The sequence below is a fragment of the Polaribacter litorisediminis genome (genome assembly GCF_019968605.1).
Taxonomy (GTDB): Bacteria; Bacteroidota; Bacteroidia; order Flavobacteriales; family Flavobacteriaceae; genus Polaribacter; species Polaribacter litorisediminis.
On the sequence record NZ_CP082966.1, the window covers coordinates 630,778 to 646,172 of the forward strand.

11 protein-coding genes and 1 tRNA gene are annotated in these 15,395 nt (G+C 30.1%); 10 read left to right on the forward strand and 2 right to left on the reverse strand.

Features of this window, described 5'->3' with window-relative positions; translation table 11 throughout:
• Positions 1-4 precede the first annotated feature (4 nt).
• From K8354_RS02695 to K8354_RS02705, 3 genes are all read left to right on the forward strand, one after another.
• Positions 5-2,995 (forward strand): DEAD/DEAH box helicase, encoded by a 2,991-nt coding sequence (locus K8354_RS02695; RefSeq protein WP_223445197.1) that lies wholly within the window; start codon positions 5-7, stop codon positions 2,993-2,995.
• Positions 2,996-3,200: 205 nt separating this feature from the next.
• A complete protein-coding gene (locus K8354_RS02700; protein ID WP_223445198.1) occupies positions 3,201-3,776 on the forward strand; it encodes a hypothetical protein in 576 nt (191 codons plus the stop codon).
• Positions 3,777-3,797: 21 nt separating this feature from the next.
• Positions 3,798-4,373 carry a hypothetical protein gene (locus tag K8354_RS02705; RefSeq protein WP_223445199.1) on the forward strand — a complete coding sequence of 192 codons (576 nt, stop codon included), beginning with the start codon at positions 3,798-3,800 and terminating at the stop codon, positions 4,371-4,373.
• Positions 4,374-4,590: 217 nt separating this feature from the next.
• On the opposite strand, the gene K8354_RS02710 is transcribed toward K8354_RS02705, so the two are convergent.
• Positions 4,591-4,663: transfer RNA gene (locus K8354_RS02710), tRNA-Phe, on the reverse strand.
• Positions 4,664-4,761: 98 nt separating this feature from the next.
• On the opposite strand from K8354_RS02710, the gene K8354_RS02715 reads away from it, so the two are divergent.
• From K8354_RS02715 to K8354_RS02740, 6 genes are all read left to right on the forward strand, one after another.
• Entirely contained in the window at positions 4,762-5,490 is a 729-nt protein-coding gene (locus K8354_RS02715; protein ID WP_223445200.1) for a type III pantothenate kinase, read from the forward strand.
• Positions 5,487-6,776, forward strand: a complete 1,290-nt coding sequence (gene bamG, locus K8354_RS02720; protein WP_223445201.1) for a BamG family beta-barrel-assembly machinery protein — start codon at positions 5,487-5,489, stop codon at positions 6,774-6,776. Before K8354_RS02715 ends, bamG begins: the two co-directional genes overlap by 4 nt.
• A 19-nt stretch (positions 6,777-6,795) precedes the next feature.
• Positions 6,796-8,154, forward strand: a complete 1,359-nt coding sequence (locus tag K8354_RS02725; RefSeq protein ID WP_223445202.1) for a tetratricopeptide repeat protein — start codon at positions 6,796-6,798, stop codon at positions 8,152-8,154.
• Complete coding sequence (gene lptC / locus K8354_RS02730; protein ID WP_223445203.1) at positions 8,154-8,720, forward strand: LPS export ABC transporter periplasmic protein LptC; 567 nt, start codon at positions 8,154-8,156, stop codon at positions 8,718-8,720. Before K8354_RS02725 ends, lptC begins: the two co-directional genes overlap by 1 nt.
• Positions 8,721-8,939: 219 nt before the next feature.
• Positions 8,940-10,205 (forward strand): hemolysin family protein, encoded by a 1,266-nt coding sequence (locus K8354_RS02735; protein ID WP_223445204.1) that lies wholly within the window; start codon positions 8,940-8,942, stop codon positions 10,203-10,205.
• A 123-nt stretch (positions 10,206-10,328) separates the two neighbouring features.
• Positions 10,329-12,416, forward strand: a complete 2,088-nt coding sequence (locus tag K8354_RS02740) for a peptidylprolyl isomerase (protein WP_223445206.1) — start codon at positions 10,329-10,331, stop codon at positions 12,414-12,416.
• A 388-nt stretch (positions 12,417-12,804) separates the two neighbouring features.
• Here K8354_RS02740 and rho read toward each other — a convergent pair whose 3' ends face one another.
• Positions 12,805-14,547 (reverse strand): transcription termination factor Rho, encoded by a 1,743-nt coding sequence (gene rho / locus K8354_RS02745; protein ID WP_223445208.1) that lies wholly within the window; start codon positions 14,545-14,547, stop codon positions 12,805-12,807.
• A 199-nt stretch (positions 14,548-14,746) separates the two neighbouring features.
• Between rho and K8354_RS02750 the strand changes: the two genes are divergently transcribed.
• Positions 14,747-15,178, forward strand: coding sequence for a DUF4293 domain-containing protein (locus tag K8354_RS02750; RefSeq protein ID WP_223445209.1), 432 nt, complete (start codon positions 14,747-14,749; stop codon positions 15,176-15,178).
• Positions 15,179-15,395: the final 217 nt, after the last annotated feature.

Below are 15,395 nucleotides of genomic sequence, written 5' to 3' on the forward strand. Positions count from 1 at the left end.
TGCTATGAGCGACTTAAAAGAAGTCGTTTCAATAGCAGATTTTAAAGTAAGTGTACAGCATCATTTTAATAGTTTAAAAATGGTGCTAAGTGCACCGCTATTTAGTGAAGTTAACGCTTACTATTCTAATACTAAAGAAATAGGTTTACCAGTTAAAAAGCATCATACTTTAAACACTTTATTAGAACGATTAAACGGTATAAAAACAAAGCCCACAAAAAGCAATAGTATTGCAATTCTTAAAGGCTTATACAAGGGCGGTACAAATGGCGTTTTCTGTTATGAGGGTGCACCTTATTTATTCTTTGATATTGATGTAAAGGAAAACGAAAACAAACATTTATTAGTTAAATTAAACAATGCAAATGTATTCGAGCACCTCAAAAAAATAGCGGTTTTGGTTTGGCGTTCAAATAGTGGTTTTGGTATTGCTGGAATCTTATTTGTGCCACAATTAGCCGAGGTTTTAAATAGTGATAGAAAAAAGCATTTATCTATTGGTAAAGCAATTACAAAATACTTAAAAGAGGTTTTAAATGTAGATGCAGACTTTGACAATGCACAAAATAAATTTAGGCAAATCCGTTTTTTAGCAATGCAAAAAGAAAAGCGTTTTATCAATACAAACCCGATCCGTTTTTCTTATGATGTAAAAGAAGTACAAAGGGTTTCACAAACTGGCGTAAAACAATATAGGCGTTCAGATAATAGGGCGGTTATTGGCTCAATAGAGCATCAATTTAACAATGATACTTCAATACATAACGCTTTGTTAGATAATGGCTTTAAATGGCTAAATGATACAAGATATTTACACACCAGTACTACAAGTAAAAGCACCGGAACTACTGGAGGGAATAATGTATTTTTTAATTACAGTCAAAGTTTTTCTAATTACAAGGTTTTTACGCCTTTTTCACTTTACTTAACACAACATTATTCGAATGATTTAAACCGTTTTTTAAGTGATTTAAAAAAGAAAGGCTACAATACTAGCAAACCTCAACAAACAACGTTAAAACAAAGCGAAAACGTACTAAAACAACAAGTAAAAGACCGAGAAAAGCAAATATTTACAGCGTGTTATGATTTAATTAATCTACCATACAAAGAGAAATTAAGTTTTATAAAAAAGAATGCAAAAAATGATGCTGAAAAAATGTTGTTTTTTGATTACTTAAAAATAAAGCCCTTAAATATTTCTTATAATAAAACGCTAAAAATTCAAAACTATGTTAGTGAACAATTAGAAACAGTTTTAGAGTATGCAGACGCCAATACTAAAACAATTTTAACAGCAGAAACAGGGACAGGAAAAACAACGGCTTTTTTGCGTGATTTTGCAAAGCATAGACCAGGAAAAAGAATTTTAATTTTAGCACCCTTAACGGCAATAGTAGAACAAAACAAAGCCGAATATCAAAATATTATTTCACTTACTGGCAATAGCGAACCCAAAGAACATACAAAAGCAAAAACAAGCCTTTTTGTGATGGCCACATACGAACAAGGCTACAAACATTTATCTACTGGCAATACTTTTGACTATGTTGTAATTGATGAGGTGCATAATTTAATAACAGCACACGAATACAAGCGGGAAACTATTAAGAATCTAACAAGGGTTTTAAAATCTTGCAAAGTAATAGGGCTTACAGGAACTACAAACCTTTTATTTAAGTCTATTGGCTACAAGTTAATAAACGTTCAAAAAGAAGCTCAAAACAAGGTTAATATCAATCTTATTACAGATAATAGAGCACCTTTAAAAATAGCCTTACAGCACTTGCAAAATGTAAAAGGCAAATGTATTATTCGTGTTAATAGTAGAAATGTTGCAAAAGATTTAAAAACCGAACTTTTAAGACTTAAACAATATAAAAAAGATGAGGTTTTAATATTAAATTCAGATGCTCATATTAAAAAAGGAAATGATTTTAAACAGCTTACAGATCATAGTAATTTTAATGAAAGTATAAAACTTGTTTTAACAACATCTATAATTGATGAGGGTTTAAGTATAAAACAAAGCGGGTTTACAGATGTTGTTTTTATTGAAACCGATTACAAGCCAATGCCTGAAGCCGTAAAACAATTTTTTGCACGTTTTAGAAATGAAGATGCAGACCGAAAAAACTATTTTTATTTTAGAGAAACCAAAGAACAAAAAATAATTAGTTGGAATCCGCTTTTTGATTTTAAGAATACACAAAAGAAATTAAAAGAAGATGCAGAAACCTTTTCTGTTAATGATACCGATAAAAAAGATAGTACAAACACTAAATATTTATACTATGAAGATACAAGCGTAAACGATTTTGCACTGGCTTATGATGTTGCAAAGCGGTTTTTTCTGTTAATGACAAAACAGGAATACATACATTTTTTAGAGTTGAATTATAATATCAATATCATAGAAAATAAAACGCATATTTCTATTGATTTTGATACAACCGAAAGTAAAAGCCAATCTGAAGAAAATAAAATACAAGTGGCAAAAAAATGGCTAAATAATAAAGATGAGGTTTTGAATGCTTTGTTTGTAATAACAGATAATTTACAGATAAAAAAATCAATAGACTACATAGGTTTACAGCCCGAAAATGAGATTTATAATTTAGTAAGCGACAATTTAAAAGCGTTCGAACATTTGCAAAAAAATTGCAACCGATTGGAAAATTTAGGAGTTAATGATGTAGATACTTTTCTTATTGATACGACAAAAATAAAGCCCTTTGATTTAAGAAACATCAATAGAAAAATTAAGTTATTAGAAAATATAGATACTATAAAGAACCCTAAAACAAAAACAGATGAAAAGAACAAAACAAAACTTTTAACCTTTCTTTCTGAAGCTGAAAAACTAAAAACAGTAAATAAAAATACTTTGTTTGTGGTTTGGAATAAATTAAGATGTAACAGTAAAAAACCAAGTTATTACAATTTAATAGATTTGTTAGAATGGCACGAAAACGAGAATGCTTTTATAAGTTAAAACATCTTTACTTTATTAAGGAAAATAAAAAGATGTTAGAATCTGTTAAGCCCTATGAATAAAGGCGTACAAAGAATTTCACTACAAAATTTTTAACATGCTAAATTTTGTAAAAAACACACACAAAAAAGGAAAAAAAAGCCCTTTATAAAAATATAAAATAGTTCAAGTTCGCTAAGGATTTAGGTTATACAGATTTGACAATATGCCAAAACCAAGTACATACCCAATAATAATAAACCAAGAAAAAACACTTACAACTGGTTATTTATCAAAATGCGGTTATTTTGAAAAAGATTACAAAGTGACTGGCTCAACTGGATGGATTTCTAACAAATCAAAAGATTTAGATATTAATATTACTTCAATAATGGAGAAAGATAAAGAGCGTATTATTCTTAATTATATTGATTTTGATAATAAACCAGTAAAGCAAATAATTTATTTAACTTCAAAAAAATCTAATTTAGGTACTGGCTTAATATGGTTTTTTATTTGTCCTTATTCGGGTGCAATTTGCAGAAACTTAATATTTGTATTCAATAGATTTATGCATCGAAGCAATTTGAAAAATGCAATGTATGGCACTCAATTAGAAAGCAAGTACTGGCGTAAATTATTTCAATTAATACCAAACATACCAACTGTAAAGAACGTATTAAACGAGCCTTATAAACCAAATTACAAAAAGCATTATAAAGGAATAAAAACAAAGCGTTATCAAAAATATTTATCAACTGTAAAAAGATGGAATGATAATTTAAAAGAACGAACTAATTAATAAGAACCTAAAAATAAAACAATGGCGTACATTATAGATGAAGCAAAAGATATTAGTATTATCAATCTAAGAAAGTGGAAATACTTAAAACCTTATACATACAAAACAGGAACAGTAAGCTGGAATAGGAACGGAATGAAAACCTCAACAATGAGTATAATTGTACAGATGCAAAAAGATAAAGGAGTCTTAATTTTGGATTATAAATGTAATGGAACTAAATACAATTACAATATTCAAATAATTAGTAAGCCTTCAAATTTAGGAAAAGGAAATGTTTTTTATTTTATTTGTCCTTTTACATTTAAAACCTGCAGAAAGCTAAACCTTTACAATGAGCGTTTTATTCATAGAAGTGCAATAAAAGACGGTATGTATTCAAAGCAAATAGAATCTAAAAAATATAGACACATAGATCGTGTGTATGGCAGTTATTTTAAAAGTGCAAAATATTTTGAAATTCTTTACAGTAAAAATTTTAAACGTTCTTATGATGGCAAACCTACAAAGAAGTATTTAAAACTAATGGCAAAGATAAATGAGGGTAAAAGTTTTTCAGCTGAAGATATTGAAAGTCTTTTACTTTTTGGAGTATAAATGTTTTCTGTATTTCTGAATACAGAAATAAGAAAACACCGATATTATAGATACTTATTATACAATACGTAAATAAAATAGTTAAATTCTATTGTATTTTTTATAAAAGTATGGAGGTATTAAAATTGTGGGTACAAATATGGGTACATTTTCACAGTTTTAAGGGAAATAAAAAACCTAACAAACTAATAATTAGAGTGTTAGGTTTATTTTTAAGTGGTACCTCCAGGAATCGAACCAGGGACACAAGGATTTTCAGTCCTTTGCTCTACCAACTGAGCTAAGGTACCAATGCCTTAGCGGATGCAAATATAATATGTTTTTTGACATTTACTAACTAAAATTTAAAAAAATCTGTTGTATTTTTGAAATTATTCAAAATAACAGAATGAACTTAATTATAGATGTCGGAAATACAAGGGTCAAAGCTGCTCTTTTTGAGGAGTATAGACTTGTACAGGTTATAGTTTTTAACAAAACAAGGATAATATCCGAAGTAAAAAAAATAATTAAAAATTATAGAATTACTTCCACAATCTTATCAAGCGTTGCTTTGATGCCTTTAAAGATGTTAGAAAAACTCAAAACGTTAACAGATTTCACGGTTGTTTCATCAAAAATTAGAACTCCTTTTAAAAATTTATATGCAACTCCCAATACTTTAGGTGTAGATAGAATTGCATTAGTATTTGGTGCGGTGGTTAAATTTTCTAAGCAAAATGTTCTTATCATAGATGCTGGTACTTGTATAACTTTCGATTTTGTAAATAAAGAAGCTGAATATTTAGGAGGCGCAATTTCTCCTGGCATAGAAATGAGATATAAATCACTTCATGCATTTACATCAAAATTACCACTTTTAGAAACTCATAAACCCAATTATTTTATTGGGAATAATACAAATGAAAGTATACATTCTGGTATTGTAAATGGTGTAATTCAAGAAATTGAAGGGGTAATCAATCAATATAAAAAAGAATATTTACATTTAACAGTGGTTTTAACAGGAGGGAATACAAATTTCTTGTCAAAACAATTAAAAAGTAGCATATTTGCCAATCAAAATTTTCTCCTTGAAGGATTAAATGAAATATTGATTTTTAATAAAAACAAATGATTAGAAATATTGTAGTAATTATTTTACTATTTACTTCTGTGACTTTTACAGCACAAAGAACAAGTTCTTCACCGTATTCTTATTTTGGTATTGGAGACCAATTTAATACAGCTACAGTAGAGCAGAGTGCAATGGGTGGAATAGGTGTTGCCTTTAGCCATTATAAATATTTAAACTTTACAAATCCGGCGGCTTATGCTAATTTGAGATACACAACCTATGGTTTTGGTGTGTTAAATAATGATTTAACCATAAAAAGCGCATCGACAGAGCAAAACAGTATCTCTACAAGTTTGTCTTATGTTGCCTTGGCTTTTCCTCTTGGAGAAAATGCAGGTTTCTCTTTCGGAATGCAGCCAATATCTTCAGTGGGGTATTCTTTATCTAACGCAATTTTAGATGTTGATGGCAATACTTCTGAAATATCCTTGTATGAAGGTAGGGGAGGTGTCAATAGATTTTATGGTAGTTTTGGAATTAAAGTTTTTAAGGAATTTTCTCTAGGGATAGAAGCAGATTTTAGTTTTGGTAACGTAGAGAATAGCATTATTAATCAAAGAGGTGAAGTTGCACTCGCAACGAAATACGAAGAAATAAATAATGTAAGAGGAGGGTCTGTAAAATTAGGTGCGCAATATCAAAAAGAATTAAAAAATAAATTAATTTTAAATGCAGGTGCCACTGTAAAACTCGGAAACGACCTAAATGTAACAGGAAATGATTATTTATATTCAGTAACTTTTTCAGGAATTGGTTCTGAATTTCCAAGAGATACCATTTCTGCCACAGAAATTGATGGTAAATTTAATTTGCCACTGAAATCTACCTTTGGTGCAGGTATTGGAAAACTTGATAAATGGTATGCAGGTTTAGAATATGAAAGTCAAGATGCCATCTCTACAACAGGTTTATTAGCAAATACCAATGGAGCCTTTAGGTATGGTAAATCCAATAGGGTAGCTTTAGGGGGTTTTTATTTGCCTAAGGTAAATTCTATTTCAAGTTATTGGCAGAGAGTTACTTATAGGGCTGGTGTGCGTATGGAGAACACGGGTTTACTGGTTGATGGCGTTGGGAATAGTGCAAATTTCACAGAAATTAATGACTTTGGCATATCTTTTGGTCTAGGGTTACCACTAAAGAGATTGTCCACGATTAATATGGGGCTCGAATTTGGTAAAAGAGGAACCATAGAAAATAATTTAATAGAAGAAAATTATTTTAATTTTAGATTAAGTTTATCTTTGACGGATACGAATTGGTTTATAAAGAGAAAAATTGATTAGAAACATTAAAACTAACAACATGAAGAAAATTACGTTTTTAATAGCAGCAGCGATATTTTTGGTTATTCCCAAAACGAATGCACAAGAAGACGCAAAGAGAGAATGTCTTATTAAATACAACTTATTTACAGGAGATTTTAAATCAAAAAAATATGACGACGCTTATGAAAAGTGGACCTATTTGATGGAAAATTGTCAGGATTTATCGGTAAACATCTATAAATATGGAGCTGATTTAGCGCAAGACTTTAAAAAAGATCCAACATTAGCTAAAAAGGTTTATGAGCAAAGGTTGCAATATTTTCCTGAACATGATGATTCTAAAAATAACCTCTCTAAAATGCATAGTGATTATGCGACCTATTTAATAAAAGGAAAATTAGCTTCGGATAAAGAGATTTTTGATATCTTAGAAAAAGCATATAAAATTTCTCCGCGAGATATGAGTGTAAAAAATATCTATAGATATTTTCAAGGAGTAACAGATAAGTATAAAGATGCTAATCCGCAAAGAGTATTTGATACCTACGATGATGTAATTGAATCTGTTGGAGAAAAATTGGCAGATTATCAAAAAAAAATAAACGAATTAACAAAAGATTCTACCAAGGTATTAGATGCTAAAGAGAAAAGATACTTAAGAGCATATACCATTAATTCAAAAGCTTTAGGACAAATTGAAGGAGGTTTGGATAATATAATTTCTGAATTGGCAACTTGTGAGCGTTTAATACCCCTATACAAAAGAGATTTCGAAGAAAATAAAAATAACGAAGTTTGGTTAAAAAGAGCGGTTTCTAGAATGTTTTATAAAGGATGTCAAGAAGATCCTTTATACGCAGAGTTAGCAAAAGCATATGCTGAGGCTTCACCTTCACCAGAAGCTTATGCCTTTCTTGCCAATGTATTAGAGGATAATGGAGATAGTTCTGGGGCAGCAGAAATGAGACAAAAATCATTTGATCTTGAAACTGACCCAATAAAAAAAGCAAATTATAAATTAAAGTTTGCACAAGCAGCGCAATCTAGAGGTCAATTATCAAAGGCTAGAGCTTTAGCAAGAGAAGCCTTAAGATATAATCCTAATTTTGGAAAAGCATATTTATTAATTGGAAGATTATATCAATCTAGCGTAAATGATTGTGGAAAAGATGAGTTTGAAAAGAGAATGGTATATGCAGCAGCATTAAGACAAGCTCAAAGAGCCGCTTCTGTAGATCCAAGTATTTCCTCAACAGCCAGAAAGTATATAAGATCTTACGAAGCTAATTTACCAAGTAAAAAAGTAATTTTTACAGCAGGTAAGGCTGTAGGAGAAACGTACTCGATTAAATGTTGGATTGGAGAAACAGTAAAGATTCAGTCTAGCGGCAAATAATGAATATAACGACTAATAAAATAATAAAAAGCATTGCTCTTCTTTTAGGAATAGCAATGCTTTTTTCTTGTGACAACAATACTCAAAAGGCAAGAGATTTTTTGGCAGATAAAAATTTACCAATAGGCATTACAACGAATGCTTTTCATGTATATAAAGATTCAGGTAGAATCACATCTAAATTAATCACTGCCAAAATGTTAGATTATAGCAATAGAACGCTACATCCTTATAGCAAATTTCCAGAGGGAATTAAAATAGTGAATTTCGAAAACAAAGGACTAGACTCAATTACGATTACAGGAGATTTTGCGCTTTCTTATACCAAAACATCGATATCAGAAATTAAAGGAAATGTGGTGGTAATAAATCATTCGGATAAATCGAGACTAGAAACAGAGCAATTATTTTGGGATGAAAAAACAAAATATTTTGTTTCTGAAAAAGCATTTAAACTTACCAAAGAAAATGATACGATCTTTGGCATCGGTTTTGAGTCTAAAGATGATTTATCAAAGCATTTATCAAAAAAGACAATAGGTAAATTAGAAACTTCAGAAAATTAAATTATGAATAGATTTTGGAAATTTTTTCAGTACGGATATTTAATGGTTGCTTTTATATGTTTGATAGAAGTCGTAGTTCGTTGGAATGCTGACCGACAAAAAGCTTATTTTTTTCTAGCCTTCTCAATTTTGATTACTTTAGTGTTTTTCTTTAAAAGGCATTTCAGAAAAAAAATTGAAAAAAGGAATCATCAAAATAAATAGAACTTTAAGTCCATAATGGAGGTTGAACTCATTATTATAGGTATCACAATATTACTATCTGCATTTTTTTCAGGTATGGAAATTGCATTTGTTTCAGCAAACAAAATGCATATTGAATTAGAGAAGAAAAGAGAAGGTTTTGTTCCAAAAATATTGACGATCATTACCCAAAAATCATCAAAATTTATCACCACGATGTTGGTGGGAAATAATATTTCGTTGGTAATTTATAGTTATTATATGGGGGAATTTTTAGTTAGATTTATTTCTAAAAATACCTTTAACGATTTCTCTATTTTATTAATACAAACCATTATCTCTACCATTGTAATTCTGGTAACCGCTGAATTTTTGCCAAAGACAATTTTTAGAATTTATGCTAATGAAGTTTTAAAAATATTTGCAGTTCCGGCTTATATTTTTTATTATTTATTTCATTTCTTTTCTGAATTTATTACTGCTATTTCTGATTTTTTTCTTCGAGTTTTCTTTAAAACGAATGCAGATGAGCAACAAACCGAATTTAGTAAAGAAGAGTTAGGTCATTATATTAATGAACAATTAGAAACGGGTAATGATGATGATGAAATGGATTCAGAAATTCAGATATTTCAAAATGCTTTACAATTTCAGAATGTAAAAGCAAGAGAAGTAATGGTGCCTAGAACAGAAATTGTATCGGTAGAAATGCATGAAACAGTTGCTAACTTAAAGCATTTATTTATACAAACAGGGCTTTCTAAAATACTAGTTTATAAAACTTCTTTAGATGATGTGGTTGGTTATGTAAACGCTTTCGAATTATTTAAAAGACCAAAAACTATTAAATCAATTCTATTGCCATTAGAACTTGTGCCAGAGTCTATGATGATTAATGACATCTTAAATACACTCATGAAAAAGCGCAAAAGTGTTGCTGTTGTGGTCGATGAATATGGTGGGACGTCTGGAATGATTACAGTAGAAGATATTGTAGAAGAATTGTTTGGGGAGATAGAGGATGAACACGATTCACAAGAGTTTTTAGAAGAAAAAATTAACGATTTTCAATTCAATTTTTCAGGAAGATTAGAAATTGATTATTTAAATGAAGAATATGATTTAAATATACCCAAATCAGAATCTTATGAAACTTTAGGTGGGTTTATTATAGAACATACAGAAAATATTCCTGAAGAGAAAGAAGTAATTGATATTGAATATTTTGAAATTAAAATATTAAAAATGAGTGGAGCAAAAATTGATGAAGTTTCTTTTAAAATTTCGAATCAAGAAATGTAAAATTTATTTGGATTGATTAGGATATACCAATAGGACTTAACATACTACTAATAAGTGAAAAATGGGTTGCAATATTAAAACCAAAAACCTTATATTCGCAAACTGAAAATAAATTAATATAACATGGCAGTTTTATCGAAAATTAGAGAACGATCGATGTTCTTAATCATCATTATTGGATTAGCACTTTTTGCTTTTGTATTAGATCCCTCTACACTTGGAGATTTTTTTAATTCAAGCAAAGTAAATGAAATTGGTGAGATTGATGGAGAAGCAATTTCTAGACAAGAATTTGCCAATGAATTAGAAGCATATAAGCAACAAACCGGTGGTAGAGTTTCTGAAATGCAAGCAGCAAAAACAGTTTGGGACAATATTGTCAGAAAAAAAATATATAAAAGCCAATTAGATCAAGCTGGAATAAGAATTGGTGAGTCAGATATTTGGAATGAATTGGTAAACGCTTCATTTGTGCAAAATAATCCTGAATATCAAAACGAAGCAGGCTTATTTGACGAAACAAAATTTAAGCAATTTTTAGCAACTGAAAAAGAAAACGGAACTCAATTGTGGTCTCAGTGGTCTTCTTACATGAATCAAATTAGAGATAATGCTGAAACGTCTACCTTTAATAATTTGGTAAGTGCTGGGTTAGGTGCATCTTTAAAAGAAGGAGAAACTGCTTACATGATAGAGAATACAAAATTAAATGCACAGTTTGTATTTATTCCTTATTCTTCAATTGCAGATAGTTTAATAAAAATGAAAACATCAGAAGTACAAGCATATATAGACAATCATGAAAGTGATTTTAAAGTGGAAGCTTCGAGAGATATTTCTTATGTACAGTTTGATATTAAAGCTACTTTAGAAGACGAAGAAATTATTAAAAATGAGTTAATTGGCTTATCAGAAGATTTTAAAAATGCTACAGACGACAATCTATTTTTGTTAGAAAATGATTCGGATACGAATTTGAATCCAAATTATCAATTTAAAAATTTTGTAAACCAAGTCGTTGCAGATAAAATCTTTGCAGGAAATAAAGGAGATGTAGTAGGGCCATACAAAGACAAAGGATTCTTTAAAATTTCTAAAATTACGGAAGTAGTTCAAATGCCAGATTCGGTAAGAGCAAGCCATATCTTAATTCCTTTTGCAGGTGCTCAAAGAGTTGCACCAGAGGAAACAAGAACAAAAGAAGCTGCAAAAAAATTGGCAGACAGTCTTTTATCAGTAATAGAAAAAAGAAAAAGTAAATTTGGAGAGTTAGCCAAAGAATTTTCATCAGATAAAGGTTCAGGAGCAAAAGAAGGAGATTTGGATTGGTTTAATTATCAAAGAATGACTCCTGCTTTCAGAGATTATTCATTTACTGCAAAAAAAGGAGACATGTCTGTGGTAGAATCACCTTTTGGTTTTCATATAATCAAAATTGATGATCAAAAAAACATGCAGAAAGTCTTAAAACTATCAACGTTTGGTAGAAAAATAATTCCATCAGAAAATACTGAAAATACTGTGTTTAGACAAGCAGAAGAATTTGCTTTAGCAGTTTCTAAAGAAAATAAATTCTTTGATGCAGCAAAAGAAAAAAATTATAAACCAAAACCCGTCGTAGGTTTAAAAGCGTTAGATGAAAATGTTCCTGGTTTAGGAAATCAAAGAGCAATTGTTAGCTGGGCATTTAGCGCAGATACAGATGTTAATTCTTTTAAGCGTTTTGATTTAGAGGGGAGTCATGTGGTAGCTTTTGTTACGGGCTCTGAAAAAAAGGGTTTAATGTCAGTAACGAAGGCAATAGGTAGAGTAAGACCTATTCTAAAGGATGAAAAGAAAGCTGCAATGCTTATTGATAAATTAAAAGGTACTGATTTAGAGGAAATTGCTAAAGCTAATAACACGAATGTTAGGACCTCTAATAATATTACCTTAAAAAGTCCCGCACTTTCTGGAGTGGGGGTAGAGCCAAAAATAGTTGGAGCTATGTACAATGCTGCTTTAAATAAAGTGTACACTCCAGTTATAGGTAACAGAGGTGTGTATGCATTTAAAGTTACGAACAGAGAGTTGCCAGTTCCATTACCTAATTATGATGCGAATAGAAAAAGAATTGCAGAAGCAAGAAAAGGACAGACTTTTAAAATGTATGAAGCGATTAAAAAATCGGCAGATATAGAGGATAACAGAGCTGTTATGTACAGTAATTAAAGTTTTTTAGTTTAAATAAATAGGAGAATCCGTTCAAAATTTTTGAACGGATTTTTTATTTTTTAAAGGTTAATGAGCCTCAAACAACTTGGATATAAAATAGTTTTTGAGCACATAAATAATAGAAATTCCAGGCTATTCAAAAGTTGAATTGTAACCAATGTGAATAGTCAATATAAATTGAATGGTTTTCGGTGCAGAGAAATTAGAAATAGGCAACACGTTTTCTCTACGTTTTTTTATAAAAAATAAGCGAAATAAAGACGATTTATTATAAGATGATATCGTTAAAAGGCTCCAAGTAAAATGAAAAAAATAGGTCAAAAATAAAACCTTTTTGAAATCTCAAAAAGGTTTTATTTTATATTTATAAAAAGTTTGAATATGATTAGCCTTTCATAGAGACTAAAAACTCTTCATTACTTTTAGAAAACTTAATTCTATCATTGATAAATTCCATCGCTTCTATTGGGTTCATGTCTGCTAAATACTTTCTTAAAACCCACATTCTCTGTACAGTTTTAGGGTTTAGTAGTAAATCATCACGACGTGTAGAAGATTTTATCAAATCAATTGCAGGATAAATTCTTCTATTAGATATATTTCTATCTAGCTGTAGCTCCATATTTCCTGTACCTTTAAATTCTTCGAAGATTACTTCATCCATTTTAGATCCAGTGTCCGTAAGTGCAGTAGCAATAATGGTTAAAGAACCACCATTTTCAATATTTCTTGCCGCACCAAAGAAACGTTTTGGTTTGTGTAATGCATTTGCATCGATACCACCAGAAAGTATTTTTCCAGATGCTGGTGCTACAGTATTGTAGGCTCTTGCCAAACGCGTAATAGAATCTAAAAGAATCACAACATCATGACCGCATTCTACCAATCTTTTCGCTTTTTCTAAAACAATATTAGCCACACGCACATGTTTGTCTGCGGGTTCGTCAAAAGTAGATGCAACCACTTCTCCACGAACGCTGCGCTGCATATCAGTAACTTCTTCAGGTCTTTCATCAATTAATAAAACAATTTGATACACTTCTGGATGATTCATTGCAATGGCTTTTGCAATATCCTTTAGCAACATTGTTTTACCTGTTTTGGGTTGTGCTACAATCATACCACGTTGCCCTTTTCCTAAAGGAGAAAATAAATCGATTATTCTTGTAGATAAAGAACTTCCTTTTTCAGCTAAATTGAATTTTTCTTCTGGAAATAAAGGTGTTAAATGCTCAAAAGAAACGCGGTCTCTAACAATATTAGGATTTAATCCATTTATTTTTGAAACCCTTATTAAAGGGAAATATTTTTCACCTTCTTTAGGAGGTCTTACATTTCCACGAACGGTATCTCCCGTTTTTAAGCCAAATAGTTTAATTTGAGATTGAGATACATAAATATCATCGGGTGACGATAAGTAATTATAATCAGAAGAACGTAAAAAACCATACCCATCGGGCATCATTTCTAAAACACCTTCACTTTCAATAATTCCATCAAATTCAAAATCAGGATCTCTATATCGATTGGTAGATTTATTTCCGTTGCTTCTACTATTATTTTTATTTTGTTGATTTGTGTTTTTCGCCTTTGCATGATTTGGACTGCGCTGTTGCGTATTGCCATTAGTTCTTGGTTGATTTTTAACAGCAGGCTTTTGTTCTTTGTTATCTGTTGCTTCAGTTTTTACTTCACTGGCCTTGGTAGTCTTAACTGCAAGAGTTTTATTTTCACGAACGTCTGCAGGTTTACTATCTGTATCGTTAGATTTTTCCTCACTGATGGCTTCTTTTTTTGCAACCTTTTTAACAGGAGTCCTCTTTATAGCAGGTGTTTTTTCTTTCCGCGCTTTCACAGCATCTGATTGATTTTCTGATGCTACTTCATCGGCAGGCTCTTTAGTGGGTGCTTTTTTTACAAGTCTTTTTCTTTTAGGCTTTGCTGTAGCAGGTTTACTAGAAGCAGCGGTAACCTCTTTTGTTGCAGAAGGATTTGTAGCTTGTGTATCTAATATTTGATAAACTAAATCTAATTTTTTTAATTGACTCGTCTTGGTAAGACCTATTGACTTTGCTATAACTTGCAAGTCAGCAAGGGTTTTTGCTTTTAGTTCAGAAATTTCGAACATTTATATATTTATTAAGTTATGATAAATCTTAAAATTTTAATATTTTTAAAATTGATTCTTTTGATTTTTTTTTATTGTATATAGCACTATACAACTTTCTTTGGGTGGTAATAATAATACAAATATATACTTTTTTTTTTACTTTCAAGTTTTCTTTTTTTAAAAAAGAAATTCTACTTTTGTGCTACAATAATTATTTATGATTCAAAGAATACAAACCATATATTTAATGCTAGCTTCTATCGTATCAGGAGGTTTAATTTTTATATTTAGCTTATGGAATACGATAAAACAGAAAATTTTTGTTGTAGATTTGTTTTCGAGAGAGTTAATTACTTTAAAAATAATTCCTTTGATGTTCATTTCGTCGGCCATTCTATCCTTAATAGCAATATTTTTATTTAAGAATAGAAAATTACAGTTTGTAATAGGACGAATTATAATTTTGATCAATCTTTTTTTATTAGTATTATTGATTTATCTATCACTAACATTATCTGGAGAAACTTCAGTTTCGGAGAAAGGTATTGGGATGTTCTTACCAATTTTGGCTATTTTGTTTATTGTTTTGGCAAATAAAGCTATTAAAAAGGATGAAGATCTCGTAAAATCTGTAGATAGATTGCGATAAAACTAACAATTAGTATATTTAGTGCGAAATAAAACCGAGAACATATTCTCGGTTTTTTTACTTTTCAGGAATATTTGAAATATCTATGATTTTATTGCTGGAAAAAAAACATAAAAAAATGGGCGATTTAAATGATTAAATATCAGTTATTTGTGTTTTTGTTCTCCCCGTAAACAGGGAGGAGTCTCTCCCTGTAAACAAGGAGGAGAAATATCCC